The organism is Planosporangium mesophilum (genome assembly GCF_016863255.1).
Lineage (GTDB): Bacteria > Actinomycetota > Actinomycetes > Mycobacteriales > Micromonosporaceae > Planosporangium > Planosporangium mesophilum.
Window position 1 is genome coordinate 92,870 of the sequence record NZ_BOON01000034.1, and the last position, 26,438, is coordinate 119,307.

28 protein-coding genes are annotated in these 26,438 nt (G+C 71.4%); 2 read left to right on the forward strand and 26 right to left on the reverse strand.

The genetic code is table 11. The features are described from left to right. Positions 1-10: 10 nt before the first annotated feature. From Pme01_RS18860 to Pme01_RS18905, 10 genes are all read right to left on the reverse strand, one after another. Positions 11-757 carry a hypothetical protein gene (locus Pme01_RS18860; protein ID WP_168116225.1) on the reverse strand — a complete coding sequence of 249 codons (747 nt, stop codon included), beginning with the start codon at positions 755-757 and terminating at the stop codon, positions 11-13. A 196-nt stretch (positions 758-953) separates the two neighbouring features. Continuing rightward, positions 954-1,703 carry a hypothetical protein gene (locus Pme01_RS18865; protein WP_168116224.1) on the reverse strand — a complete coding sequence of 250 codons (750 nt, stop codon included), beginning with the start codon at positions 1,701-1,703 and terminating at the stop codon, positions 954-956. Between the two features lie 146 nt (positions 1,704-1,849). Then, a complete protein-coding gene (locus Pme01_RS18870; RefSeq protein WP_168116223.1) occupies positions 1,850-3,322 on the reverse strand; it encodes an NAD(P)H-hydrate dehydratase in 1,473 nt (490 codons plus the stop codon). Positions 3,323-3,350: 28 nt separating this feature from the next. Further along, positions 3,351-3,743 carry a holo-ACP synthase gene (locus Pme01_RS18875; RefSeq protein ID WP_168116222.1) on the reverse strand — a complete coding sequence of 131 codons (393 nt, stop codon included), beginning with the start codon at positions 3,741-3,743 and terminating at the stop codon, positions 3,351-3,353. Between the two features lie 85 nt (positions 3,744-3,828). Beyond that, a complete protein-coding gene (gene glmS, locus Pme01_RS18880; RefSeq protein WP_168116221.1) occupies positions 3,829-5,700 on the reverse strand; it encodes a glutamine--fructose-6-phosphate transaminase (isomerizing) in 1,872 nt (623 codons plus the stop codon). A gap of 129 nt (positions 5,701-5,829) precedes the next feature. After that, a complete protein-coding gene (locus Pme01_RS18885) occupies positions 5,830-6,594 on the reverse strand; it encodes an SDR family oxidoreductase (RefSeq protein ID WP_168116220.1) in 765 nt (254 codons plus the stop codon). 70 nt (positions 6,595-6,664) lie between these two features. Further along, positions 6,665-8,020 carry a phosphoglucosamine mutase gene (glmM, locus tag Pme01_RS18890; RefSeq protein WP_168116219.1) on the reverse strand — a complete coding sequence of 452 codons (1,356 nt, stop codon included), beginning with the start codon at positions 8,018-8,020 and terminating at the stop codon, positions 6,665-6,667. A 90-nt stretch (positions 8,021-8,110) separates the two neighbouring features. Beyond that, positions 8,111-8,635: a 30S ribosomal protein S9 gene (gene rpsI / locus Pme01_RS18895; protein WP_168116218.1), complete on the reverse strand. Its 525-nt coding sequence runs from the start codon at positions 8,633-8,635 to the stop codon at positions 8,111-8,113. Positions 8,636-8,655: 20 nt separating this feature from the next. After that, entirely contained in the window at positions 8,656-9,099 is a 444-nt protein-coding gene (gene rplM, locus Pme01_RS18900) for a 50S ribosomal protein L13 (RefSeq protein WP_168116217.1), read from the reverse strand. Positions 9,100-9,335: 236 nt separating this feature from the next. Beyond that, positions 9,336-10,037, reverse strand: coding sequence for a hypothetical protein (locus Pme01_RS18905; protein ID WP_168116216.1), 702 nt, complete (start codon positions 10,035-10,037; stop codon positions 9,336-9,338). 142 nt (positions 10,038-10,179) lie between these two features. On the opposite strand from Pme01_RS18905, the gene Pme01_RS18910 reads away from it, so the two are divergent. After that, the gene (locus tag Pme01_RS18910) at positions 10,180-11,283 is read left to right on the forward strand and encodes a uroporphyrinogen-III synthase (RefSeq protein ID WP_168116215.1); all 1,104 of its coding nucleotides are present in this window, start codon (positions 10,180-10,182) and stop codon (positions 11,281-11,283) included. A gap of 5 nt (positions 11,284-11,288) precedes the next feature. Here the strand turns inward: Pme01_RS18910 and thiD are convergent, their stop codons facing one another. The 3 genes from thiD to Pme01_RS18925 are packed head-to-tail and all read right to left on the reverse strand — an operon-like array spanning position 11,289 to position 14,423. Continuing rightward, positions 11,289-12,077 carry a bifunctional hydroxymethylpyrimidine kinase/phosphomethylpyrimidine kinase gene (gene thiD / locus Pme01_RS18915; RefSeq protein WP_168116214.1) on the reverse strand — a complete coding sequence of 263 codons (789 nt, stop codon included), beginning with the start codon at positions 12,075-12,077 and terminating at the stop codon, positions 11,289-11,291. A gap of 25 nt (positions 12,078-12,102) precedes the next feature. Continuing rightward, the gene (locus tag Pme01_RS18920) at positions 12,103-13,773 is read right to left on the reverse strand and encodes an ABC-F family ATP-binding cassette domain-containing protein (RefSeq protein WP_168116213.1); all 1,671 of its coding nucleotides are present in this window, start codon (positions 13,771-13,773) and stop codon (positions 12,103-12,105) included. A 20-nt stretch (positions 13,774-13,793) separates the two neighbouring features. Beyond that, positions 13,794-14,423: a class I SAM-dependent methyltransferase gene (locus Pme01_RS18925; RefSeq protein WP_168116212.1), complete on the reverse strand. Its 630-nt coding sequence runs from the start codon at positions 14,421-14,423 to the stop codon at positions 13,794-13,796. Between the two features lie 172 nt (positions 14,424-14,595). Here Pme01_RS18925 and Pme01_RS18930 point away from each other — a divergent pair, with 172 nt between their 5' ends. Continuing rightward, positions 14,596-17,082, forward strand: coding sequence for a hypothetical protein (locus tag Pme01_RS18930; RefSeq protein ID WP_168116211.1), 2,487 nt, complete (start codon positions 14,596-14,598; stop codon positions 17,080-17,082). A gap of 4 nt (positions 17,083-17,086) precedes the next feature. On the opposite strand, the gene truA is transcribed toward Pme01_RS18930, so the two are convergent. From truA to rplO, 13 genes are all read right to left on the reverse strand, one after another. Further along, on the reverse strand, positions 17,087-17,944 hold the full coding sequence (gene truA, locus Pme01_RS18935; protein ID WP_168116210.1) for a tRNA pseudouridine(38-40) synthase TruA: 858 nt from the start codon (positions 17,942-17,944) through the stop codon (positions 17,087-17,089). Between the two features lie 72 nt (positions 17,945-18,016). Then, positions 18,017-18,541: a 50S ribosomal protein L17 gene (rplQ, locus tag Pme01_RS18940; protein WP_168116209.1), complete on the reverse strand. Its 525-nt coding sequence runs from the start codon at positions 18,539-18,541 to the stop codon at positions 18,017-18,019. A 115-nt stretch (positions 18,542-18,656) separates the two neighbouring features. Beyond that, positions 18,657-19,679: a DNA-directed RNA polymerase subunit alpha gene (locus Pme01_RS18945; RefSeq protein WP_168116208.1), complete on the reverse strand. Its 1,023-nt coding sequence runs from the start codon at positions 19,677-19,679 to the stop codon at positions 18,657-18,659. 76 nt (positions 19,680-19,755) lie between these two features. After that, positions 19,756-20,382 carry a 30S ribosomal protein S4 gene (gene rpsD / locus Pme01_RS18950; RefSeq protein WP_168116207.1) on the reverse strand — a complete coding sequence of 209 codons (627 nt, stop codon included), beginning with the start codon at positions 20,380-20,382 and terminating at the stop codon, positions 19,756-19,758. 20 nt (positions 20,383-20,402) lie between these two features. After that, on the reverse strand, positions 20,403-20,813 hold the full coding sequence (gene rpsK / locus Pme01_RS18955; RefSeq protein ID WP_168075507.1) for a 30S ribosomal protein S11: 411 nt from the start codon (positions 20,811-20,813) through the stop codon (positions 20,403-20,405). Positions 20,814-20,837: 24 nt separating this feature from the next. Further along, positions 20,838-21,218 carry a 30S ribosomal protein S13 gene (rpsM, locus tag Pme01_RS18960; RefSeq protein WP_168116206.1) on the reverse strand — a complete coding sequence of 127 codons (381 nt, stop codon included), beginning with the start codon at positions 21,216-21,218 and terminating at the stop codon, positions 20,838-20,840. 220 nt (positions 21,219-21,438) lie between these two features. Next, positions 21,439-21,552 (reverse strand): 50S ribosomal protein L36, encoded by a 114-nt coding sequence (gene rpmJ, locus Pme01_RS18965; protein WP_167925053.1) that lies wholly within the window; start codon positions 21,550-21,552, stop codon positions 21,439-21,441. A 150-nt stretch (positions 21,553-21,702) separates the two neighbouring features. Then, positions 21,703-21,924 carry a translation initiation factor IF-1 gene (gene infA, locus Pme01_RS18970; RefSeq protein WP_007073013.1) on the reverse strand — a complete coding sequence of 74 codons (222 nt, stop codon included), beginning with the start codon at positions 21,922-21,924 and terminating at the stop codon, positions 21,703-21,705. Positions 21,925-22,205: 281 nt separating this feature from the next. Next, positions 22,206-22,736, reverse strand: coding sequence for a DUF1707 SHOCT-like domain-containing protein (locus Pme01_RS18975; protein WP_239088321.1), 531 nt, complete (start codon positions 22,734-22,736; stop codon positions 22,206-22,208). A 59-nt stretch (positions 22,737-22,795) separates the two neighbouring features. Continuing rightward, positions 22,796-23,650: a type I methionyl aminopeptidase gene (gene map / locus Pme01_RS18980; protein WP_168116205.1), complete on the reverse strand. Its 855-nt coding sequence runs from the start codon at positions 23,648-23,650 to the stop codon at positions 22,796-22,798. A 73-nt stretch (positions 23,651-23,723) separates the two neighbouring features. Beyond that, entirely contained in the window at positions 23,724-24,377 is a 654-nt protein-coding gene (locus Pme01_RS18985; protein WP_168116204.1) for an adenylate kinase, read from the reverse strand. A gap of 25 nt (positions 24,378-24,402) precedes the next feature. Then, positions 24,403-25,731, reverse strand: coding sequence for a preprotein translocase subunit SecY (secY, locus tag Pme01_RS18990; protein ID WP_168116203.1), 1,329 nt, complete (start codon positions 25,729-25,731; stop codon positions 24,403-24,405). A gap of 248 nt (positions 25,732-25,979) precedes the next feature. After that, positions 25,980-26,435: a 50S ribosomal protein L15 gene (rplO, locus tag Pme01_RS18995; protein WP_168116202.1), complete on the reverse strand. Its 456-nt coding sequence runs from the start codon at positions 26,433-26,435 to the stop codon at positions 25,980-25,982. Positions 26,436-26,438: the final 3 nt, after the last annotated feature.

The following is a 26,438-nucleotide window of genomic DNA, read 5'->3' on the forward strand; positions in this document are numbered from 1 at the left end:
ATCCCGCCGACTACGGCTGGTACGAGGCTGCGGGCGCCTCGACGAGCTTGGCGGTGGGGACCGTCACGGTCACCGGCGCGCCGAAGTTGGAGAAGGTGATGTTGTAGAGCATGTCCTTGCCCTGGTCTGCGCCGGGGAACCTCGTGTTGAACTCCGAGACGTACCCCTGGGCGTCGACCTTCGCGGTGAACTCGACCGCGTTCGCCTTGGCGCCCGCGGCCTTGATCAGCCCTTCCAACATCTTCGCGCCACCCGGCGTCGCCGCGGTCACCTTGGCGAGATCGATGGTGCCCTGGTAGGAGTTGGGAGTGGGCGAGGTCACCGTCACGGCACCCTCGAGCATCGCCAGGGCGACGACCGGGTCCGCGACGATCAACATGCCGTGCTCGGCCGGGAACTTGGCGACGACCATGTGCAGGTTCTTGCCACCCAGGTCCTTCACGCCGAGCATGTAGAGGTCCTTCTCGGCGACGACGAGGTGCATCTGCTCCCCGGCGTTGGTGAGGTCGACCGTGCCCATCTTCTTGGTGACGTCGTACGCACCGGTCGTGTCCTCGTCGCCTCCGTCGAGGTTGAACGAGACGTTGACGGCCTTGGTCTTGGTCACGGCGGCGGAGAGCAGTTCGGCGGGCTTCGGTGACGGCGACGCGGCCGGCTTCGCCGTCCCGCCGCTCTTGTCGGCGCTGGACCCGCAGGCGGCCAGCGGCATCAGCAGCGCGGCGGACAGCGCCACGCCCGTAGCGAGCTTGCGAAACATTGGTGTCCTTCAGTTTCCGGGGGTTGGACGGGCAGGCGCCCGACACACTGGGCAGATGCTAGGCGATCTATGTAGCCGAGACCGCCTCGACCCACGGCCCGCGTTCGGATGCACCACATGCCGCTACGTCCGGGCACGGGCCGGAGCGCACCGACCACATAGGACGCTGCCACCGGACCTGACCCGGCGGCGCCGACTACGCCCGGTACGACGCGGCCGGCGCCTCAATGATCTTGGTCTTCGGCACCGCGACCGTCACCGGCGCCCCGAAGTTGGAAAAGCTGATTTTGTACAGCATGTCCGTGCCCTTGTTGGCGCCGGGCAGTTTCGCGATGAACTCCGTGACGTAGCCCTGGGCGTCGACCTTCGCGTTGAACTCGACCGCGTTCGCCTTGGCACCCGCGGCCCTGGTCACCACCTCGACCATCTTCTTGCCGCCGGGCGTGGCCGCGGTCACCTTGGTGAGGTCGATGGTGCCCTGGAAGACGCCGGGGCCGGGCGAGGCGACCGTGACCGCGCCGTCGAGCATCGCCAGGCCGAGGACCGGGTCGGTGAAGACGATCAGGCCGTGCTCGCCGGGGAGCTTCGCGACGACCAGGTGCAGTGTCCTGCCGCTCAGGGCCTTCAGGCCGCTCATGTACATGTCGTTCGCGGTGACGACGAGGTGCATCTTCTCGCCGTTGACATCGCCCTCGACGGTCCCCGTCTTCTTGCTGACGTCGTAGACGCCGCTCATGCCCTCCGTGTCGTCACCCAGCCGGTACGAGACGTTGACGGCCCTGGTCTCGGCCACGGCCGTGGAGAGCAGCTCGGCGGGCCGCTGCGACGGCGACGCGGCCGACTTCGGCTCCGTCCAGGCGGCCTTGGCCGTGCTGGACCCGCAGGCGGCCAGCGGCATCAGGAGCGCGGCGGACAGCGCCGCGGCTGTGGCGAGCTTGCGAAACATGGATGCCCTTCGGTTCCGGATGGACCGGGCAGGCGCCCGGTGCCGGCCGGGCAGGCGCCCGGTGCCGGCCGGGCAGGCGCCCGGCGCAAAGGGCAGATGCTAGGCGGATCTACGCAACAGACACCACCTCGATCGGATGAACGGCGCTATCCGGTACGCCACATCCCGGTGCGGCCGAGCACCGGCCGGAGCGCCCCGACCACATCGGACGCCGTCACCGGACCGGCCTCGGCGGCGTAGCGGCCGGCGAGGCCGTGGGCGTACGCCGCCGCGACCGCCGCCCGCTCCGGCGGCAGGCCGCCCGCCAGCAGTGAACCGAGGAGGCCGGCCAGGACGTCACCGGTGCCGGCGGTGGCGAGCGCCGGCGTCCCGGTCGGGTTGACGTAGGCGCGGCCGTCCGGGGTGGCGACGATGGTGCGGTCGCCCTTGAGCAGGACGACCGCGCCGGTACGCGCGGCCAGCCGCAGCGCCGACCCGACCCGGTCGGCGCCGGGCTCCTCGCCCTCGTTGAGCCGGGCGAACTCCCGGTCGTGCGGGGTGAGTACGGTCGGCGCCCGCCGTTCGCGCAGCTCGTCCACGGAGAGGTCGGTGGCGAGCAGGGTGAGCCCGTCGGCGTCCACGCACACCGGCACCTCCGCCGCCAGCACGGCCCGCAGCTCGCCCGCCGCCCGCTCGTCGGTACCCAGACCGCAGCCGCAGGTCCAGGCCTGTACCCGGCCGGCGTCGGCCACCCGTGGGGTGGGGATGACGGTCGGGTAGTGGAACCGGACCGCGTCCACGGCGGCGCCGGCGTAGCGGACCATGCCGGCCGGCCCCGCGAGGGCACCTCCGGTGGACAGCAACGCCGCGCCGGGGTAGATCGCCGAGCCGGTGGCCACCCCGACCACCCCCCGGGTGTACTTGTCGTCACCCGGCCCCGGCTGCGGCCACCACTCCGCGACGTCGTCGAGGTCGGGTACCCGCAGCGCGGGGTCGTCGCGCAGCCACGGCCCGAGCCCGATGTCGACCAGCTCGACCAGTCCACTGTGTACGGCGCCGTCCCCCACCAGGAGGCCGGGCTTGAGTACGCCGAACGTCACGGTGACGTCGGCGCGGACCGCCTCGCCGGGGACCGCACCGGTGTCGGGGTCGACCCCCGACGGCAGGTCGACCGCGACGACGGCCGGGCGGGCGCCGTCCGCGCCACACGCCCGTACCGCCCGCGCCACGAGCGCCGCCGCGTCCTCGCGCAGGCCGCCGCGACCACCGATGCCGAGGATCCCGTCGACCACCACGTCCACGGTGGACGGCGTCGCGTCGGACACCCGGCCACCGGCCGATTTCAGCGCGGCCAGCCCCTCGGCGTGGGTACGGGCGGGGTTCAGCAGCGCCGCCGTCACTGTCACTCCCCGACGGGCCAGCGCGGCACCCGCGAACAGCGCGTCGCCGCCGTTGTTGCCGGGGCCGACCAGCAGCAGCACCGAGTGGCCGTACCCGCTGCCGTACCGGTCGGCCAGCAGTTCTCCGCAGCGGCGGGCGACCCCGGTCGCGGCCCGCCGCATCAGCGTGCCCGGCGGGAGCGTGGCCATGAGCGCCTCCTCCGCCGCGCGGACGCTCGCCACCCGCCAGGCCGCCCTCATGCGCCTGCTCCCCGCTCGCTCCCCGGCCTCACGCGCCCGCTCCGGGCTCTTCCAACCGCTCCGCGACGACCATCGCGGAGGCGATGCCGCCGTCGTGCGACAGGGAGAGGTGCCAGCGGGTGATGCCCCGCTCCTTGGCCACCGCCGCGACCGTGCCGGAGACGGTCAGCCAGGGCCGGCCGTCGGGGTCGGTGACGATCTCGCAGTCGTGCCAGTGCAGGCCGGCGGGGGCGCCCAGCGCCTTCGCGACCGCCTCCTTGGCGGCGAACCGCGCCGCGAGCGACTCCGGCGAGCGGGGGTTACCCGAGGGGGTCTTCAGCTCGTCGGAGGTGAAGAGCCGGTCCGCGAGCAGTGGCGTACGGGCCAGCGCGCGGGCGAACCGCTCCACGAGGACGACGTCGATGCCGACAGCAACGATCACAGGTACCACCCTGGCATGCCCGCCCGGCTCTTGGACACTCGGCGGGCATATGAACCCACCAAGTGCCCAAGATCGCGGAGGGCACCTACTCGACGGTGACCGACTTCGCGAGGTTGCGGGGCTGGTCGACGTCGTGGCCGCGGGCGGAGGCGATCTCGCACGCGAGTACCTGCAGCGGCACCGTGGTGACCAGCGGCGCGAGCAGCGTCGGCGTCGGCGGCACGACGATCAGGTGGTCGGCGTACCGGGCGACCCCGTCGTCACCCTCCTCGGCGATGACGACGGTACGGGCGCCGCGCGCGCGTACCTCCTGGATGTTGGAGATGACCTTGTCGCGCAGCACGCCCCGGCCGCGCGCCGACGGGACCACGCACACCACCGGGGTGCCCTGGTCGATCAGCGCGATCGGGCCGTGCTTGAGCTCGCCGGCGGCGAACCCCTCGGCGTGCATGTACGCCAGCTCCTTGAGCTTGAGCGCGCCCTCCAGGGCCACCGGGTACCCGACGTGCCGTCCGATGAACAGCACCGACTTGGCCTCGGCGAGGTCGCGGGCCAGTTCGCGGACCGGCTCCATCTGCTCCAGGACGCGGTCCACCTTGGACGGCGTGCCGCGCAGCTGCTCGACGACGGCGGCCACCTCGTCGGCGTACATCACGCCGCGCACCTGGGCCAGGTGCAGGCCGACCAGGTAGCACGCGGCGAGCTGGGTCAGGAACGCCTTGGTGGACGCGACCGCGATCTCCGGCCCGCCGTGGGTGTAGAGCACCGCGTCGGACTCGCGCGGGATGGTCGAGCCGTTGGTGTTGCAGATGGCCAGTACCCGGGCCTTCTGCTGCTTGGCGTGGCGCAGCGCCATCAGCGTGTCCATCGTCTCGCCGGACTGCGAGATCGCCACGACCAGCGTGGAGCGGTCCAGTACCGGGTCGCGGTAGCGGAACTCGCTGGCCAGCTCCACCTCGCACGGGATGCGGGTCCAGTGCTCGATGGCGTACTTGGCGACCATGCCGGCGTGGTAGGCGGTGCCGCAGGCCACGATGAAGACCTTGTCGACGTCGCGCAGGTCCTGGTCGGTGAGGCGGACCTCGTCCAGGGTGATCTCGCCGGTCTCGGCCAGCCGGCCGCGCAGCGTGTCCGCGATCGCCTGCGGCTGCTCGGCGATCTCCTTGAGCATGAAGTAGTCGTAGCCGCCCTTCTCGGCGGCCTTGGCGTCCCAGTCGATGTGGTAGTCGAGGCCCTCGGCGGCGTTGCCCTCGAAGTCCGTGATCTCGATGCCCTCGCCCGTGATCAGGACGACCTGGTCCTGGCCCAGCTCGACCGCCTCACGGGTGTGCTCGATGAACGCGCTGACGTCGCTGGCGAGGTAGTTCTCCCCGACGCCGCGGCCGACGACGAGCGGGGAGTTGCGGCGGGCGCCGACGACCGCGCCGGGCGCCCGTACGTCCACGGCGAGCAGGGTGAACGCGCCCTCGAGCTGCCGGCAGACCCGGCGCATCGCCTCGGCCAGCCGGGCCTCCGCGGTCGCGCCGTCCACCGTGGTCAGCTCCTCGGCCAGCAGGTGGGCCACGCACTCGGTGTCGGTGTCGCTGGCGAACTCGACGCCCCGCGACTCCAGCTCGGCGCGCAGCTTGCCGAAGTTCTCGATGATTCCGTTGTGGATGACCGCCACCCGGCCGTCGGACGAGCGGTGCGGGTGCGCGTTGCGGTCGGTGGGCCCGCCATGGGTGGCCCATCGGGTGTGACCGATCCCCGTGGTGCCCTCGTCGAGGCCGGCGATCGCGTCGTCGGCCAGCGCCTTCTCCAGGTTGGCCAGCTTGCCCGCCCGCTTCTCGGTCAGCAGCTCACCGTTGACGACGGCGACCCCGGCCGAGTCGTAACCGCGGTACTCCAGACGGCGCAGGCCGTCGAGCACGATTCCCAGCGCCGGTCGACAGCCGGCGTAACCCACGATCCCGCACATGGTCGAAGACATTAGCAGGGTTCCGCGCAGAAGCGGTGAGTGAAACAGATACTTTCGATCACGTAACGTGCGTGTTTGACAGGCCGGCGGGGCGGGAGCCCACGCCGGCCTGCGGATATACGGCCGCGGTCAGCTCAGCGAGGTACGGATCGTGGCGCCACCGTCGATGACGAGCGTCTGACCGGTGATCCAGGACGACCGGTCACCGGCGAGGAACCCGATCGCCTCGGCGATGTCCGCCGGCTCGCCGATCCGGGCCAGCGGCAGGTGCGCCTTGAGCTGCTCCTCGTAGTTCTCCCACAGGGCACGGGCCAGGTGGGTACGCACGATGCCCGGCGCCACCGCGTTCACCCGTACCTTCGGTGCCAGCTCGGCGGCGAACTGGCGGGTCAGGTGGATGACCGCCGCCTTCGTGGCGTTGTAGTAGCCGATCCCTGGCTCGGTCAGCAGCCCGCCGACGGACGCCACGTTGACGATCGAGCCGCCGTGCTCGGCCATCGACGCCTTCCACACCAGCTGGGTCCACAGCACGATGCCGAACTGGTTGAGCCGCACGGTCTTCTCGGCCCGCTCCGCGTCCAGGTCGACCAGCGGGCCGAAGTACGGGTTGGTACCGGCGTTGTTGACCAGTACGTCGACCCGGCCGAACCGGGCCATCGCGGCGTCGACGCAGGCCGCGGCCTGATCGGGCTCGGCGGCGTGGGCGGCGTGGGCCAGCACGCCGACGTCCGGGTACGCCCGCGTCAGCTCCGCCGCGACCTCGTCGAGCGCCTCCTGCTTGCGGGAGGTCAGCACGACGTTGCAGCCCTCGGAGGCCAGCAGCTCCGCGGTGGCCTTGCCGATGCCCCGGGACGCCCCGGTCACGATCGCGGTACGGGCGGACTGTTCGGCCATGGCGCCTCCTTGTACGGTGCGGGTCACGCCGAGACGGTACTACCCGTCGGTAGCGTCGGTGCCGACGGCGTCAGGCCGCCGGGCTCGCCTCCCGCACCGCCGCCACGATGAGCTCCGCCGCCTGCTGCGCGGCCTCCTCGGTCGACGCCTCGACCATCACCCGTACCAGCGGCTCGGTGCCGGACGGCCGCAGCAGCACCCGGCCGGTGCCGCCCAGCTCCGCCTCCACCGCCTTCGCCACGTCGAGCACGGACGGCGCGGACGACGCCATCGCGCGGTCGCCCACCCGTACGTTGATCAGCACCTGCGGCAGCCGCCGTACGACCGACGCGAGCTGCGCCAGCGGCTTACCGGTCTCCGCCATGCGCGCCATCAACTGGAGGGCGGTGAGGATCCCGTCGCCGGTGGTGGCGTACTTCGGCAGCACGATGTGTCCGCTCTGCTCACCGCCCAGGGCGAGGCCGCGGGCGCGCAGCTCCTCCAGCACGTACCGGTCGCCGACCTTCGTCTGGGTCAGGTTGATCCCGGCGTCGGCCATCGCGAGCTTCAGGCCGAGATTGCTCATCACCGTGGCCACGAGCGTGTTCTCGGTGAGCGTGCCGGCGTCCCGCATCGCCACGGCGAGGATGCCCATGATCTGGTCGCCGTCCACGTCGTCGCCGTCGGCGGTGACCGCGAGGCACCGGTCGGCGTCGCCGTCGTGCGCGATGCCCAGGTGCGCCCCGTGCTCCAGTACGGCGGCGCGCAGGCCGTCCAGGTGGGTGGAGCCGCAGTTGTCGTTGATGTTGAGACCGTCGGGCTCGGCCGAGATCGCGATGACCTCCGCGCCGGCCTGCTCGTACGCCTCCGGCGCCACCAGCGACGCCGCTCCGTTGGCGCAGTCGACCACGACGCGCAGCCCGTCCAGGCGGTGCGGCACCGACGCGACGAGGTGGTTGATGTAGGCCTCCGGCCCGTCGATCAGGTCGTGCACCCGGCCGACGGCCGCGCCGGTCGGCCGGCGCCACGACCCACCACCACCGCCGCTGACGAGGGCCTCGATCTGGTCCTCCACGTCGTCGGGCAGCTTGTGCCCGCCGGACGCGAAGAGCTTGATCCCGTTGTCGGGCATGGGGTTGTGCGACGCCGACAGCATTACGCCCAGGTCGGCCCGGGTGGCGCCGACGAGGTACGCCACGCCCGGCGTCGGCAGCACATCGACGCGCAGCACGTCGGCACCGGCACTGGCCAGGCCCGCGACCACCGCCGCCTCCAGCATCTCGCCGCTGGCCCGCGGGTCACGCCCGACGATGGCGCGCGGCGGGTGCGTACGGTCCCGCTCGGCGAGGACGTGCGCGGCCGCCTCCGCGATCGACAGCGCGAGCTGCGGGCTCAGGTCCGCGTTGGCGAGACCGCGTACCCCGTCCGTACCAAAGAGCCGACCCATGAACTACCTCCGCCAGAAACGAAACGACCGGGCGCTCCCGAAGGGGTGCGCCCGGTCGTTGTCGAGCATTCGACCGACAAAGAAGGAACGTCAGCGCTTCGAGTACTGAGGCGCCTTGCGGGCCTTCTTCAGACCGTACTTCTTACGCTCGGTCTCGCGCGCGTCACGGGTCAGGAAACCGGCCTTCTTGAGGGCCGGGCGGTCGTCGCTCTCCCACTCGACCAGCGCGCGGGCGATCGCGAGGCGCAGCGCGCCGGCCTGCCCACTGGTGCCGCCACCGCGCAGGTTGGCGTACACGTCGAGGCTCTCGGCCTTCTCGGTCATCACGAGCGGCTCGCGCACCAGCTGCTGGTGCACCTTGCTCGGGAAGTACTTCTCCAGCGGGCGGCCGTTCAGGGTGAACTGGCCGGTGCCCGGCACCAGGCGCACCCGGACGATGGCCTCCTTGCGGCGACCGACGGTCTGGATCGGCCGGTCGGTACGACGCGGCCGGGCGGTCGTGGCGGTCGCGGTGGTCGCGGTGGTCTCGACCGGGGCCTCGGCCGAGGTCTCGACCGGAGTCTCGGTGGCAGCCGGCGCGGCGTCGGCCGGCGAGGGGATGGTGGTCTCGCTCACGTCAGTTCCTTCGCCCGCGCTCACTGCGCGATCTGCTTGATCTCAAACGGCACCGGCTGCTGGGCGGCGTGCGGGTGCTCGGCGCCGGCGTACACCTTGAGCTTGGTGATCAGGCGGTTCGCCAGCTTGTTGTGCGGCAGCATGCCCTTGACGGCCAGCTCGATCGCCCGCTCCGGCCGCTTCGTCAGCAGCTCCTCGTAGCCGATCCGCTTGAGGCCGCCCGGGTAGCCGGAGTGGCGGTAGGCCACCTTGGTCTGCCGCTTGTTACCGGTCAGCGCGACCTTGCCCGCGTTGATGACGATCACAAAGTCGCCGGTGTCCACGTGCGGTGCGAACGTGGGCTTGTGCTTGCCGCGCAGGAGCGTCGCTACATGGCTAGCGAGCCGGCCCAGCACGACGTCAGAAGCGTCGATGATGTGCCACTGACGCTCGATCTCACCCGGCTTCGGGCTGTACGTACGCACAGGTTTACCTTCGTCTCGTCGGTTGCGGGTGTCGGCCCGGCCAAACAGCCGGCGGCGCCACGACTGGAGCGGGCGCACACCTGACCAGCGTACCCGATTCAGGGGACGCCTCAGCCATTGCACAACAGCCGACCACGATACTCGCAGGCGCGGGTTCGGTCAAAACCGCTGCGGATCTCGGGCATCTGGCGGGGGCACAGGCCCGGCAGGTGCCCGAGATCCGCGAAACGGAACGGTCAGGCGCGGTTCATCGTCCAGGTGACGCCGTTCTGACCCGGCGGCGGACCCAGCTTGAGGGTGGTGCTACCGCACTCGTACGTGCCCTCCCTCAGGATCGGCTGCACGTCGACGCTGCCCGCGGTCTGGTCGCCGGCGCCCTTGTAGTCGCCGAGCTTCGCGCGGTCGACGATCTTGCCCTGTACGGGACTGATCATCTCCACCGTCACCGTCACCGCGCTCCAGTCGCTGGTGCCCGCCGGCCGCCAGACGCCGGTCGGCGTCGCGCTGGCCGGTACCTGCACCGCACCCTTGAGCGTGCCCCCGTACCCGAACTGGCCCTTGATCTCGGTGCCAGCCGCGGTGGTACTGAAGATGATCGGCTTCGCGGCGCCGAAGTCCGCGACGAGCTGGCCGTTGGGTGAGACGTCCAGCAGCACGCCCTCGCCCCCGCTCGCCTGCCCCTGCGCCACACCGGCGTTGAAGCTCATGCTGACAGCGGTCGACCTCCACTTACCGACGACGCACTGGTTGGCGACGCCGGGGGTGGCGGACGCACCGGCGGACGCACCGGTGGACGCTCCGGCCGAAGCGCTGGTGGACGGACCGCCCGAGGCGCCCGCCGAACTGGACGCGCCGGGTGTCGCGGTCCCGTTCGACGTGCAGGCGGCCAGCCCGAGCGCCGCCCCGGCCACGACGACGGCAAGTCTGCTTCTCGGCATCGGTTCCCCTCCCTGTATGAATATGCCGCCGTTATACCCCGTCGTCGGAATCCGCGAACCGCGAACTTCGCGCGGCCGCATTAGCAGGCGGGAAACAAAAGGGACGCAGGCCGGAAACCACGCATCGGCACACTGTCGTGGCATGGGGTACGCGCCGGACCTCGAACCGCTGACCGGGTTCACCGTGGCGGTCACGGCCGACCGCCGCCGCGACGAACTGGCCACGCTGCTGCGGCAGCGGGGAGCCCGCGTGGTGCTGGCCCCCGCCCTGCGCATCGTGCCGGGAGTCGACGGCCCGGAACTGCGCCGGGCGACGCTGGCATGTACCTCCGCGCCCCTGGACGCCGTGGTCGTGACCACCGGTACCGGTCTGCGTGACTGGCTGGCGGCGGCCGAGGACTGGGGCCTGGCCGACCCGCTGCGCTCCCGCCTGGCCACCACCCGGCTGGTGGTACGGGGGCCGGCGGCGCGTACGGCCGTACGGGCCGCCGGGCTGCCCGACGCCTGGTCGCCGGCGTCCGACAGCGACGACGACGTGCTCGACCAGCTGCTCTCGGACGGGGTGGCCGGCAAGCGGATCGCGCTGCAGCTGGACGGCGAACCACAGTCCGAGTTCAGCGCGGCGCTGCGGGCCGCCGGGGCGTACGTCATCGAGGTCCCGGTGTACCGGTGGGCGCCGCCGCTGGACCCCGCTCCCCTGCACCGGCTGGTCGACCTGACCGTGAACCGGCTGGTCGACGCGGTGACGTTCACGTCGGCGCCGGCGGTGGGCTCGCTGCTACGCGCGGCCGGACCGGCCGCCGACGCGGCGCTGCACGCCCTGCGTACCGAGGTCGTGGCCGCCTGCCTGGGTCCGCTGACGGCGGCACCGCTGCGCGACCGGCAGGTACCGGTCCTGCAGCCGCCCCGGGCCCGGCTGTCGGACCTGGTACGGACGCTCACCGACGAACTGCCCCGGCGGTCCCGCACACTCTGTGTCGCCGGCACGTCGATCACGCTCCGCGGGCACGCCGCCGTCGTCAACGGCGTACTGCGCCCGCTGGCACCGGCCCCGATGGCGGTCCTGCGTACGCTCGCCGAGCGGCCGGGGCGCGTGCTCTCGCGTACCGCCCTGCTGCGCGCGCTCCCCCGCGGCGCCGACGAGCACGCCGTGGAGATGGCGGTGGCCCGGCTGCGGGCCGGGATCGGCGGCAGCGGGTACGTGCAGACCGTGGTCAAGCGCGGCTACCGCCTGCGCGTCGACTGACGAACCTAGGCCGACCATCCGAAGTGGTCGATCGGGCCGCCGCCGCTGCCCAACCGCCACCGCGCCGCGCCCCAGATCGCGCGGCCGACGAACTCCTTGGCCCGCGTGACCGCGGTGGGTGGGTCGTCACCCGACGCGAGCCGCGCGGCGATCGCCGTGGCGAACGCGGCGCCGCTGCCGTACCGGTTGGGCGCGGTCAGCCGGGGCGCGTGCAGCATGCGTACCGAACCGTCCGCCCACATCGCATCCACCGCCTCGCTACCGACGACGAGGTCGCCCCCGGTGACGACCACGTACCGGGGACCGCCGGCCGCCAACTGGCTGGCCGCCCCGGCCATGTCCGCGGGGGTCGCCACCTGCCAGCCCAGCAGCGCCGAGGCCTCCTCCCGGTTCGGGGTGGCGACCAGGGCGTACGGCAGCAACCGCTCCATCGCGACGGCCAGCCCCTTGCGCTGGCCCTCGGCCGCGGTGAGCACCGGGTCCACGACCAGGTTGGGTAGCGCGCCCGCGCGGGCCCGCGCGGTCACGGCGCCGCACGCGTCCGGGGTGACGAACGCACCCGTCTTGACCGCCCGCGGCGGCACGTCGTCGAGGACCGCCGTCAACTGGGCGCCCACGACGTTGGCCGGGACCGCGTAGAGGTCCTGGATGCCCCTCGTGTTCCGGGCGAAGACCGAGGTCACCACGGACGTGCCGTACACCCGCAGGGCCGACAGCGTACGCAGGTCCCCCTGGATGCCGTCGCCGCCGAGCGAGTCCGAGCCACCGACCGCCAGCACCACCGGGGGTGTCATACCGGTGGTGCTACCCCCGATGCCCTCAGTCCCACACCGGCTCGGGCGTCTCGACCACCTCGCCGTCACCGCGGAACACCACGAACCGGTCGAACGACCGGGTGAACCAGCGGTCGTGGGTGACCGCGATGACCGTACCCTCGAAGCCCTTGAGCCCCTCCTCGAGCGCTTCCGCCGAGGCGAGGTCGAGGTTGTCGGTCGGCTCGTCCAGCAGCAGCAGCGTGGCCCCGGACAGCTCCAGCAGCAGTACCAGGAAGCGGGCCTGCTGGCCGCCGGATAGCGTGTCGAAGCGCTGCTCGGCCTGGGCCGCCAGCTCGTACCGCGACAGGGCCTTCATGGCGCCGTCGCGCGGCAGCCCCGCGCGGTGGTCGTCACCGCGCCACAGGATGTCGACGAGGGCACGGCCGACCAGATCCGGCCGGTCGTGGGTCTGTGAGAAGTGCCCCGGGCGTACCCGCGCACCCAGCCGGGCCTTCCCGGCGTGTGCGACCGGTTCGAGCGGCCGCCCGTCGACCGGCGCGTGGTGGGTGTCGGGCTCGGTGCCGCCGCCGGCCAGCAGGCGGAGGAAGTGCGACTTGCCGGTGCCGTTGGCGCCGAGGACCGCGACCCGGTCGCCGTACCACAGCTCCAGGTCGAACGGGTACGTCAGACCGTCCATCTCCACCTGCTCGCAGACGACCGCGCGCTTGCCGGTGCGGCCGCCGTGCAGCCGCATCCTGATCTCCTGGTCCTTCGGCGGCAGCGGCGGCGGACCGGCCTCCTCGAACTTCTTCAGCCTGGTCTGCGCCGCCTGGTACCGCGACGCCATGTCGGAGTTGTACGCGGCCTTCTGCTTGTACATGAGCATCTGCTCGCGCAGCTTGGCGTGCTCCTCGTCCCAGCGTCGGCGCCGCTCCTCAAGCTTCTCGTGGCGCGCCATCCGCGCCTCGTACCAGGAGGCGAACCCGCCGGGGTGCACCCACGCCGATCCGCCCTCCACCGCGACCACCCGGTCGGCCGTGCGGGCGAGCAGTTCCCGGTCGTGCGAGACGTACAGGACGCTCTTGGCGCTGGAGTTGATCCGCTCCTCCAGCCAACGCTTGCCCGGTACGTCGAGGAAGTTGTCCGGCTCGTCGAGCAGCAGCACCTCGTCGGTGCCGCGCAGCAGCAACTCCAGTGCGAAGCGCTTCTGCTGGCCGCCGGAGAGGGTGCGGACCGGCCGCTGCCTGACGTCCTCCCACGGCCGGTCGAGCACGATGACGCTCACCGTGTCGTAGTGGACCTCGGCGTCGTACCCGCCCGCCTCACCCCAGCCGGCGACCGCCTCCGCGTACGTCATCTGCGCCTTCGTCGCGGCGGAGCTGAACTTGCCGCGCCGCTCCGCGGTGCGCATGGCCGCCTCGGCCCACTCCACCCGGGCGGCGGCGGCCCGCAGCGCGGGCGTACCGAGCCCGAGCGCCAACTCCTCCAGTGTGGTCTGGTCATCGATCATCCCGATGAACTGGCGCATGACGCCCAGACCCCCGGAGCGGGCGATGCCGCCCTCCCGGACCGGCAGGTCGCCGGCGACCATCCGCAGCAGGGTCGTCTTGCCGGCGCCGTTAGGGCCGACCAGAGCGACCTTGGCGCCGTCGCCGACCCGGAACGACACGTCCTCGAACAGCCGTCTGCCATCCGGCAGCGTGTGCCCCACCCCGGCGACGTCGATGTACCCCACGGCTAGGGATTCTGCGGCCTTCAGCCCTCGTTGTCGTCCGAGTTTCGGACACCTCCGGTCACCCGCAGCACCCGGAAACCCTTCTGGCTGGCGTGGCGCTCGACGTTCCACCCGCGCTCGGTCAGCCACCGCTGCAGCGAGTCGGCCCCCAGGTGGCGGCCGACGACAAGCCAGGCGACGCCGTCGTCGGCGAGCCGGGGCAGCCACCGGTCCAGCAGGTCGTGCAGTTCCGCCTTGCCCACCCGGATCGGCGGGTTCGACCAGATCTCGGTGAAACGCAGGTCGTCGGGGATCTCGTCCGGCGTCGCCGCGACGATGTCCAGGCCCAGGTCCTGCGCGTTCTCCCGTACGAGGTCGAGGGCGCGGGTGTTCACGTCGACGGCGTACACCGTGGCCCCGGGCGCCGACGTCGCCAGTACCGCGGCGATCGGCCCGTACCCGCAGCCGAGGTCCAGCAGCGCACCCCCGGTGTCCCGGGCCGGCAGTGGCGCCTTGTGCAGCAGGACGGAGGTACCCGGGTCGAGCCGGCCGGCCGAGAAGACGCCCGCCGAGGAGGCGAGCCGGTACGTCCGGTTGTCCACGTCGAACTCGATGTGCCGCTGTCGCTGCGGCGCCGCCGGTTCGGCCGTGAAATAGTGCTCTCCGCTCACGTACCGCATTCTCCCCCCAGGCGTCCTGCGCGCTCGCGACGGCGTACCGCCCCGGCGCCGCCACGGTGGCGAACGTGGATGCGCATGTCGCGCCGGTGGGGTACGCGAACTGCTCCGGAGGCCGCCAACGTGACCATCCCGGCGTCTCGGAGCGTCGGCTAACCTGTGCGACATGACGAACGGGAGTGAGCCGCGACGAAGGCGCTGGTCGTCGGACTCCTCCCGTCGTGCCGCGGAGGCCCGCCGCGCCGCGGAGGAGGACGACGCCGAGAATCTGCTCTCCGCCTTCCGGCCGGTCCCCTCGGAACGTGACGTCGACAGCTCCGGCAGCGTCCCCGGCGCTCCGCCCGTGTTCGGCTCCCCGCAGGACGACCGCCCACCGTTCGAGGAGGCGCCGCGGCGCGGACGCTCTGAGCCGATCGTGCCGGCCGGGGAGCCGGCGCCACGGCGCAGCTGGCGCCGGTCGGCCGACGCGGAGCGACCTGTCGAGCCCGTACCGGAGCGCGACGACCCCGCATCGGCCGCACCGCCGCGGGCCGAGCCGCCCCTGGACCCGCTGCGCCGGAGCCGGCGGGGCGATCCGGCCACCGCCGGTCCGCCGAGCTGGCCGCCGGTCACGCCGGTCAACCCGGCCGGCCGGGGCCGCCCCGAACGCCCCACCGGCAGCGTCCCCGTCGAACGCCCCACCGGCAGCGTCCCCGTCGAACGCCCCACCGGCAGCGTCCCCGTCGAACGCCCGGCCCCCGAGGAGCAGCGGGGGCGCCGCTTCGGGCTTCCCGGCCGCGGGGGTTCCCGCGACGAACCGGGCGCCGGCCGCTTCCGCGCGGCGCCCGAGCCGCCGTCCCGCGGCTTCGCCGGCCCCGAGCAGGCGCCACAGCCGCCCTCCGGTCGGGCGCGCCCGACCGAGTACAGCCGGCGTCCCGACGACGGTCCCGTGTCGGGTTCGCACGAGTCACCGCCGTACGGCCGGCGGGCGGCTCCCGAACCGCCGGTTGATCGCCGGACCGCCCCCGAAGCGCCGAGCGGCCATCGGGCCGCACCGGAGCCGCCGACGGGCCGGCGCGCGGCAGCAGAGCCACCGACCGGACGCCGCGCCGCACCGGAGCCGAACGACTGGGGCTCCGGGCCGGCGCTCTACGGCGCCCCACCCTCCAGCCACGGCCCGGCGTCCGACCAGCCCACCTGGGCGGTGGACTCCGGCCGTCACACCCGCGCACGGGGACCGGCCGGCGACGCCGGCCCGGCCGGCGTCGACCCGGTACGCCCGGCGCGGGGTGGCGGGCGGCATGAGCGACCCGCCGATCCGGCCGTGGAGCGCGGACGCCACAGCAACCCGCCCGAGGTGGCGCCACCGGCACAGGAGCAGCTCGGCCGGGGACGCCCCGACGGGTACGGCGGCGACCGGTCAGCGGCGTACCAGACCGGCGACCGGGCCGTCCGGGGACGGCGGCGGGCGCCGGAGCCCGACGAGCAGCCGAGCGGCGGGCACCGGCCGGCCGATTTCTCGGCGCGCGCCTCAGTGTCGGTACCGGGCACACCGGCCCCTCCGGCGCCGCCTCCGGTCCGTCCGGTCACCCCACCACCGGTGCCGGCCGCTCCGGGGTCGCCCGGACCGCAGCCGGCCACGCGCGCCTGGCAACCGCGTTCCGTCAGTGTGGATCCGACGGAGACGGCGCTCGGCCGCCCGTCGGCGAACGCGCGGGTCGTACCGGCCGGAAGCGCACGGGTACCGACCGCTGCCCGGATGCCCGCCGCGGCCCCGCCCGGCATGGATCCTCGCGATGCCCAGCGGCCCGCATCGGAGCTCGACGACCTCTGGAGCCCACCGGAGCTTCCGGGGCGCGACAGCCGCCGAGCCACCGAGGACAGCGGCAGGATCCGGCGACGCCCCGAAGACAGTGGCAGCATCCGCCGGCGGAGTCGCGAGGATCGGCGGGTCGAGGAGAAGCGCCCGAGCCCACTCCCCACCACCTGGGTGACGACGGCGCTGATCGTCGTCGGGGTGATCGTTCTCGGGCTGATCGCCACCGGCGGCTATTTCTTGATCAACAGCGGCTCGTCGAGCACCGCGGCCAAGCAGCCGACCAGCGGGGCCGGCGCGGGCAAGACGCGCGACATCTCCAGCCGCGACGTCGACCAGGCGGCCCTGACCGAGCAGGAACTCTTCCCCGGCAAGCAGATCAGCGTGGACGCCGCGAACTACCAGGTACTGAAGACGCAGTCGTCCGACTGCCAGAGCGCCGCGACGGACGACATCGCCAAGCTGCTGGGCGAACTGGACTGCACCCAGGTCGTACGCGGCACCCTCAAGTCACCGGACGGTCAGTTCCTCGTCACTGCGGGCATCTTCAACCTCAAGGACGAGGCGAGCGCCAACAAGGCGTACGAGTCGATCAAGCCGGCGCTGGACGCGCAGAAGGGCCGGTTCACCGGCCTCCCGGCGGGCGACGGCACCGAGGCGATCGTGCGCGCCCCGACCACCCTCGGCTGGCATCCGCTTGGGCACTTCCTCGCGTACGCCATCGTGGCGCGCGCGGACGGCAAGCCCATCGCGGCCGACGACGCCGCCTCGAAGGAGGTCATCTCCGACATCGTCGAGGGGCACCTGCGCGACAGCGTCATCGCCGCCCGTGCCGCGACGCCGGCCGTACCGAAGTAGGCCGTCACTCGTCGGCAGGGACCTCACCCGGGTCCACCAGCGGGGTCGGCACGTCGCGGCGGCGGCGCGTCAGCAGCGCCCGCTCGGCGTACGCATGCGGATCCTGCGGGTACGCCACGGCCACCAACGTCAGCCCGTGCGGCGGCGCCACCGTGACCTCGCTGGCCCGTTCCCTCCTGCTGAGCAGGCTCGCCGGCCACCCGGCGTCGCGCCGCCCCTCCCCGCTCGCGAGCATCGCCCCGACCAGGCTGCGGACCATCGCCTGGCAGAACGCGTCCGCCTGCACGGTCGCGACGAGGACGCCGTCCGGGTCGCGCCGCCAGTCCAGGCGGTCGATCGCCCGTACCGTGGTGGCGTTCTCCTTGCGCCGGCAGAACGCGGCGAAGTCGTGCTCCCCGCGCAGCCCCGCGGCGGCCGCGTTCAGAGCCTCCAGGTCGAGCGGGCGCGGCCAGGCGAGGGTGTCGTGACGGCGTAGCGGATCCGCGCCGTAGGGGGCGTCGGTGACCCGGTACGCGTACCGCCGCGACAGCGCCGAGAAGCGCGCGTCGAAGGTGTCCGGGACGGCGCTCACGGCCGGTACCCGTACGTCCGGCGGCAGCAGGCCGGCCAGACGCCGAAGCAGCGTGCCGGACAGCTTCTCCCAGTCGCTGGCGGGCACGTCGACGTGGCAGACCTGGCCGGTGGCGTGCACCCCGGCGTCCGTACGCCCGGCGACGGTCAGCCCGGTGGCGGCCCCGAAGAGCCGGTCGAGCGCCTCGCTCAGTACACCGGCGACGGTCCGCCGGCCGGGCTGGACGGCCCAGCCGGAGAAGTCGCTACCGTCGTAGGCCACGGCGAGGCGCAGCCGCACAGTATCGGTCACGGTCCCCCTCACCAGGAAGGCAGCAGGCCCGGTCCCCCGCTGTCGGGGCCCGGGCCTGCTGTCGGCACTACCTCAGGACTTGTCAGCCTCGTCCGCCGGCTTCGCGGCCGGGGCCTCGGTCGCCTCCGGAGCCGACGACGGGGTCTCGTCCTCGTCGCCACCGGCGAGCGCCGCGACGGCCTCGGTCTTGGCGGCCTTGCGGGCGGCGGCCTTGGACGGCTTGGCCGGCTCGGCGACGACCAGCTCCTCGACCAGCTCGATGATCGCCATCGGCGCGTTGTCACCCTTGCGCGGGCCGGTCTTGACGATGCGGGTGTAACCACCCGGACGGTTGGCGAACCGCGGCGCGATCTCGTCGAACAGCGTGTAGACCACGTCCTTGTCCTGCACCACGGTGAGCACCTGGCGGCGCGAGTGCAGGTCACCGCGCTTGGCGCGGGTGATCAGCTGCTCGGCCAGCGGGCGCAGCCGCTTGGCCTTGGTCTCGGTGGTCTGGATACGGCCGTGCTTGAACAGCGACGTGGCGAGGTTCGCCAGCATCAACCGCTCGTGCGCGGGGCTGCCGCCGAGGCGGGCACCCTTCGTGGGCGTGGGCATCTTTCGGGCTCCTCAGTAACAATCCGGCGCGGCCGCCCGGCCGCGATAGTGCCGCCGCGGCCGGCTGGCCGGCACTGTAGTACAGCGCGGCCGGCCGGCCGCTGCGGGCAGCGCGTTACAGCTGCTCGGTCTCGCGGTAGTCGTCTGCGTCGTAGTCCACCTCAGCGAAGGAGTCCACGACATGCGCCGGGTCGAACGTCGGGGCCGAGTCCTTCAGCCCCAGGCCCATACCGGCGAGCTTCATCTTGACCTCGTCGATCGACTTCTGCCCGAAATTCCTTATATCGAGCAGGTCGGCCTCGGTGCGCCCGATCAGCTCACCGACCGTGTTGATGCCTTCCCGCTTGAGGCAGTTGTACGACCGGACCGTGAGGTCCAGCTCCTCGATCGGCAGGGCAAGGTCGGCGGCCAGCTGGGCGTCCTGCGGCGACGGACCGATGTCGATACCCTCAGCGGTCTCGTCCAGCTCACGGCACAGGCCGAACAGCTCAACCAGCGTCGAGCCGGCCGAGGCCAGCGCGGTACGCGGGGTGATCGCCGGCTTCGACTCGACGTCGATGATCAGACGGTCGAAGTCGGTCCGCTGCTCGACACGGGTCGCCTCGACCCGGTAGGTCACCTTCAGCACCGGCGAGTAGATCGAGTCGATCGGAATCCGACCGATCTCCTGTCCGGCCTGCTTGTTCTGCGCCGCCGTGACGTAGCCGCGGCCACGCTCGACGGTCAGCTCCATGTCCAGGCGACCCTTGGCGTTCAACGTCGCCAGCTTCAGGTCTGGGTTGTGCACCGAGACGCCGGCCGGGGGCTGGATGTCGCCCGCGGTGACATCGCCGGGGCCCTGCTTGCGCAGGTACATCGAGACCGGCTCGTCGTGCTCGGAGCTGACGACCAGCTCCTTGACGTTCATGACCAGCTCGACCACGTCCTCCTTGACACCGGGGATCGTGGTGAACTCGTGCAGAACGCCGTCGATCTTGATCGACGTGACAGCCGCGCCCGGGATGGACGACAGCAGGGTACGCCGCAGCGAGTTGCCGAGGGTGTACCCGAAGCCGGGCTCGAGCGGTTCGATGGTGAACCGCGAACGGGTTTCGCTGAGCTGCTCTTCCGAGAGGCTCGGCCGCTGAGAGATGAGCACTTGCTTTTCCTCCTACGTCGGGCGCCCGCCATATGACGCCAACGCTTTGTGGGGGGCGGCTGCCCCCCACAACCACTTACTTCGAGTAAAGCTCGACGATCAGCTGTTCCTGGACCTGCGTGTCGATGACCTGACGCGCCGGCAGCGAGTGGACCAGGATCTTCATCTCGCTCGGGATCGCCTCCAGCCACGCCGGAACGGGCCGGCTGCCGGCCTGGGCGGCCGCGACGACGAACGGCGTCATCTCACGCGACTTCTCGCGCACCGAGACGATGTCGTGCTCGCGGACCCGGTAGGACGGGATGTTGACCTTCTTGCCGTTCACGAGGATGTGACCGTGCGTGACCAGCTGACGGGCCATGTCCCGGGAGTGGGCGTACCCGGACCGGTAGACCACGTTGTCCAGCCGCGACTCGAGGATCTGCAGCAGCGCCTCACCGGTCTTGCCCGGCCTGCGCACGGCTTCCTCGTAGTAGCCGCGGAACTGCTTCTCCAGCACGCCGTAGATGCGGCGGGCCTTCTGCTTCTCACGAAGCTGCAGCAGGTACTCGGTCTCCTTCGGCCGGCCACGGCCGTGCTGGCCGGGCGGGAAGGGGCGCGACTCGAACGGGCACTTCGGCCCCTCGCACTTGCTGCCCTTGAGGAACAGCTTCATCTTCTCGCGGCGGCACCGACGGCAATCGGCTCCTGTGTAACGTGCCATCTATCTATCTCCTCAGACCCTCAGACCCGGCGACGCTTCGGCGGACGGCAACCGTTGTGCGGCTGCGGCGTGACGTCCGAGATCTGACCGACCTCGAGGCCGACGGCCTGCAGCGAACGGATGGCGGTCTCGCGACCCGAGCCCGGGCCCTTCACGAAGACGTCGACCTTGCGCATCCCGTGCTCCATCGCCCGGCGCGCGGCGGCCTCAGCGGCCAGCTGCGCGGCGAACGGGGTCGACTTGCGCGAGCCCTTGAAGCCCACCTGGCCGGAGGAGGCCCAGGAGATCACCGCACCGGTGGGGTCGGTGATGGAGACGATCGTGTTGTTGAACGTGCTCTTGATGTGCGCCTGGCCGTGCGCAACGTTCTTGCGTTCCTTGCGCCGGACCTTCTTGACTGCGGCCGAGCCGGCGCGTGCCTTGGGTGGCATGTGTTTATGCGCTCCTAAGTCCTGTTACTTCTTGCCCGGCTTCTTCTTACCGGCGACCGTGCGCTTGGGGCCCTTGCGGGTACGCGCGTTGGTGCGGGTGCGCTGTCCGCGCACCGGCAGGCCACGGCGGTGCCGGATACCGGCGTAGCAGCCGATCTCAACCTTGCGCCGGATGTCCGCGGCGACCTCGCGGCGCAGGTCACCTTCGACTCGGTAGTTGGCCTCGATGTAGTCACGCAGCGCGACGACCTCTTCGTCGGTCAGGTCCTTCGCGCGCTTGTCGAGGCTGACACCGGTCGCGGAAAGCGCCTCGACGGCGCGGGTGCGGCCAATGCCGAAGATGTACGTAAGCGCGATCTCCATCCGCTTTTCGCGGGGAAGGTCAACGCCGGCTAGACGTGCCATGTGCGGGCGTGCTCCTCATTGTTACGTCGGAGGTCTGCGCCCGCCCCACCCCGATCCGACCGGTCCGGTTCGGCGTATCTCACGCGCGACCCGGGGACAGTCGTTGCCCGATCGGGCCCCGGCCTCCGACCGGGGGTCAGCCACGAAACGCCGACCATCGTCGGCGACAAGATGCTCGCGGCTGGGACGAGCCTGTATTCAGCTGGCTATCGCCGGGGCGTCAGCCCTGGCGCTGCTTGTGGCGCGGGTCGGCGCAAATGACCATGACCCGGCCGTGCCGACGGATGACGCGGCACTTGTTGCAGATCTTCTTGACGCTCGGCTTGACCTTCACGGTGTGTGCCTTACTTCCCGTCCCCGTCGCGCCCGGACGCGTCCAGGCGCCCGGCCCCGAATGGGAAACCGACCATTATTCGAGCTCTGTCTCCGCACGTCGTCACCGGACCGCACAACGGCCATGAACAACGGTCGGCCCGACCGTCACTCACTTGTAGCGATAGACGATGCGCCCGCGGGTCAGGTCGTACGGCGAGAGTTCTACGACGACCCGGTCCTCGGGCAGGATGCGAATGTAGTGCTGACGCATCTTGCCGCTGATGTGGGCCAAGACCTTGTGCCCGTTAGCGAGCTCCACCCGGAACATCGCGTTCGGGAGTGGCTCGATCACTCGGCCCTCGATCTCGATGGCCCCGTCCTTCTTCGGCATGTCCTCCGCTACCTGACGTCGGGACTGGTTGGCTGACTCACATCGTCCTTCACCGGTAGTTGTGACCACCGGTGCCAGCCGCGGATTCCGGCCGCCGACCGAAGCGCGGGTCGGGCATGCCAGAAGGGACGCTGTGCGCCGATTGGCCAGTCTACGCGCCGAAGGTGCTGGCAGCAAACCGGGTCGCGCGCACCCGCGGTCGGGCGTGTCACAGGCCCCGCCCCCGTCGTCGAACGGGTCGCCGCGGCGGTCGACAGCCCCGCCGGAGCCCCCCGCCGGGCTCAGTAGCCGCGGCGCTCCTGGCGTCGCGCGCGCCGCTCGCGGCGCTTGGCCTCCTTGCGGTCCCGGTCGCTTCCGCCGCTACCCCAGATCAGACCGTTGACCGTGCTCGCCAGGAGCACCGCTCCCCACGGGCCCATGACCCAGATCGGCCAGTACTTCACGTCAGCACCGCTCAGCACGCTGGCCAGCCAGATGGCGTTGACGATGATCGCCACGGTCAGCCAGCCGCTCCAGGCGGCGAGGATCCACCGGGGGGAGCCGCGGCGCCGCAGGGGCTGGGGCGCCGCGGCCGGCTGCGGGCTGGCGGCGCTCGACGGCGGCCTCGGTACGAGCTGGGCGTGCCCCTCACCGGGCAGGTCGGCCAGCAGCCCGTCCAGGTCGCCATAGGTACGCGCCGCATACGTGTCCCGCAGCCGGTCGTCGTACTCGTGCAGCGACAGCCGCCCCTCGTCCAGCGCGGCCCTCAAGCGGTCAGCGACGAACTGGCGGTCAACGTCGGCCGCGCGAAGGTCTTCCCGGCGCTCCACCACGACCCGCCTCCCCGCAGTGAAATCTTGCCCGCGAGCATGTCACGCCAACCGTGCCGGCGTCACGCCTGGGCGGGTGACTCCGTCCGGGCCGCGCTCGCGACCAGGTCCCCCAGCCGCTCCCGGCCGCCGTCGGACGCGGTGAGCACCCAGACCCCGTCGTCGCAGAGGGCGATCGAGTGCTCCACGTGCACGGCGGGCGAGCCGTCGGCGGTGACGACGGTCCACCCGTCCTCGAGCTCCACGGTCCGCGGCTTGCCGCGGGTCAGCATCGGCTCGATCGCGACGCACAGCCCGGGCCGCAGCAGTGGCCCCTTCCCCGGACGGCCGTAGTTGAGCACGAACGGGTCCTGGTGCATCTCGGTACCGATGCCGTGCCCGCCGTAGCCCTCGACGATGCCGTAGCGGCCCGCCTTGCGGACGCTGGACTGGATCGCGTGGGAGATGTCGGTCAGCCGGCCCCGGCCGGAGCGGAGGCCGCGCGCGGCAGCCGCGATGCCGGCCCACATGGCGTCGTCGGCCACCTGGGCCATCCGGAGCACGTCGCGGGGAGCCTCGCCCACGCCCACGGTGATCGCCGAGTCGCCGTGCCAGCCGTCGACGATCGCACCACAGTCGATCGAGATGACGTCACCCTCCCGCAGCACGGCCTTGGGGTTGGGGATCGCGTGCACGACCTCGTCGTTGACCGAGGTGCAGAGCGAAGCCGGGTAACCGTGGTAACCGAGGAACGACGGAATCCCGCCGCCCGCCCGGATCGTCTCCTCGGCGAGCGCGTCGAGATCAGCCGTGGACACCCCCGGAGCGACGGCCTCGCGGACCTTCTCGAGGGTGGCGGCCACGAGCAGACCCGCCACGCGCATCTTGGCGATCTGCTCCGGCGTCTTGTACTCGATGTCCCAGTGCCGTTCGCTCATGACGCTGCCTCGCTCCGCTCGGCCCCGCCATGAGGCTCAATCACGCTGAGCCAGCCGATTCGCTTGCTCATAACTACCCACCGTACGAGCGCAGCGCGTCGATCGCCCGTACGGTCACGTCCTCGACCGGCCCGGTGGCGTCGATGCCGACCAGCTTGCCCTGTGCGCCGTAGTAGTCGACCAGGGGCGCGGTCTTGTCGGCGTACTCCACCAGGCGGTTGGCGATCGTCTCCGCCTTGTCGTCGTCACGCTGGAACAGCTCGGAGCCGCAGCGGTCGCAGACGCCCTCGCGGGAGGTGGCGTCGAACTCGATGTGCCAGATCTTGCCGCAGCCGCGGCAGGTACGCCGACCGGAGAGCCGGCGGATCACCTCGTCGTCGTCGACGACGAGTTCGAGCACCAGGTCCAGCGAACTGCCCATGTCGACCAGCAGCTTGTCGAGCGCGGCCGCCTGCGGCACGGTACGCGGGAAGCCGTCGAGCAGGAAGCCGTCGGCGGCGTCCGGCTCGGCCAGGCGGTCGCGGACCATGTTGATGGTCACCTCGTCCGGCACCAGCTGGCCGGCGTCCATGTACCGCTTGGCCTCGACGCCCAGCGGCGTGCCCTGCGAGACGTTGGCCCGGAAGATGTCACCGGTGGAGATCTTCGGCACGGCGAGGTGCGCGGCGATGAACTCGGCCTGGGTCCCCTTACCCGCCCCGGGGGGACCGACCAGCACCAGCCTCACGCGCCTGCCTCCGTGGCCATCCTGTTCACCGGAGGAATCCTTCGTAGTTGCGCTGCATCAGCTGGCTCTCGATCTGCTTGACGGTCTCCAGCCCGACGCCGACGATGATCAGCACCGCGGTGCCGCCGAAGGGGAAGTTCTGCTTGTTGCCGCCGACGAAGTTGATGAACAGGTTCGGCAGGACCGCGATGATCCCCAGGTAGATCGCGCCCGGCAGGGTGATGCGGCTGAGGATGAAGTCGAGGTACTCGGCGGTCGGCTTGCCCGGACGGATACCCGGTACGAACCCGCCGTACTTCTTCATGTTGTCGGCCACCTCGGTCGGGTTGAAGGTGATCGACACGTAGAAGTACGTGAAGAAGATGATCAGTAGGAAGTACGTACCGACGTAGAACGGGTCGTTGAGGTGCTGCACGAAGTGCCGGTCGATCCACACCAGCACGCTGTTGTTGGTGGCCTTCTGCCCCATCAGCTGGATCACCAACTGCGGCAGGTACAGCAGCGACGAGGCGAAGATGACCGGGATGACGCCGGCCTGGTTCACCTTCAGCGGGATGTAGGTGGAGGTCCCGCCGTACATCCGCCGGCCGACCATGCGCTTCGCGTACTGCACGGGTACCCGGCGCTGGGCCTGCTCGAGGAAGACCACGAACCCGATCACCAGGATGCCGATGGCCAGCACGGCGATGAACTTGTACGGGCTGGTCTGCCAGATCGACTGGCCCTCGGCGGGCAGCCGGGCCGCGATCGACGTGAAGATCAGCACCGACATGCCGTTGCCGATACCACGGTCGGTGACCATCTCACCGAGCCACATGATGACACCGGTGCCGGCCGTCATCGTGATGACGAGGGCGAGGACGGTCAGCCACATCGGCAGCTTCGTCTCCGGCACGATCGGGTACTCGGGGCACTGGTTGCCGAAGAGCTGTCCGGACCGCGCCAGCGCCACGAATGCCGAGGACTGCAGGATCGCCAGGCCGAGGGTCAGGTACCGGGTGTACTGCGTGATCTTCGCCTGGCCCGACTGGCCCTCCTTGCGGAGCTGCTCCAGGCGCGGGATGACCACGGTGAGCAGCTGCAGGATGATGCTCGCGGTGATGTAGGGCATGATGCCCAGGGCGAACACCGAAAGTTGGAGCAGCGCGCCGCCGGAGAAGAGGTCCAGCAGGGTGAAGATGCCTGCGGACGAGCTGTTGTGGACCCGCTCGATGCACTTCTGGACGTTGCTGTAGGAGACACCCGGGCTGGGCATCGTGGCGCCCAACCGGTAGATCGCGATCATCGCGACCGTGAACAACAACTTCTTGCGCAGGTCAGGCGTCTTGAACGCGCTGATGAAGGGGGATGACACGACTTCCTCCTGCGCAAGGTGTCCGCCTGTCGGCGGAGTCACGTTCCCGCGCGGCCCTGCCGCGAGAGATGGGGCGGATGCGTACGAGTGGGTGTTTCGGAACGGACTCTAACAGCACGCGCGCGTGGCATCACGCCCGCGCGGGCCATACCCATCGCCAAGCAACGATCTCCGACCCCGCAGCCGTGGCTTCGTGATCGGAGATCGTGCCTGTTCGTCGATGTACGACATGGCCTGAGGGCCGTCCGTCAGGATTCCTCGCCGATCACACGGGCCGAGCCGCCGGCCGCCGCGATCTTCTCGCGGGCCGAGGCGCTGAACCCGTGCGCGGTGATCTCCAGGCGGACGCCGCCGAGGTCACCGGTGCCGAGGACCTTGACCGGCTGGCCCTTGCGGACCGCACCGGCCTCGACGAGCTCGGCCGGACCGACCTGGCCGCCCTGAGGGAACAGCTCAGCCAGCCGGTCCAGGTTGACCACCTGGAACTCGACCCTGAACTTGTTCTTGAAGCCCTTCAGCTTCGGCAGGCGCATGTGGAGCGGCATCTGGCCGCCCTCGAACGCCGCCGAGATGTTCTTCCGGGCCTTCGAACCCTTGGTACCGCGACCGGCGGTCTTACCCTTGGAGCCCTCACCACGACCCACGCGGATCTTCTTGGTCTTGGCACCGGGGGCCGGTCGCAGGTCATGAACCTTGATCGTCATCGG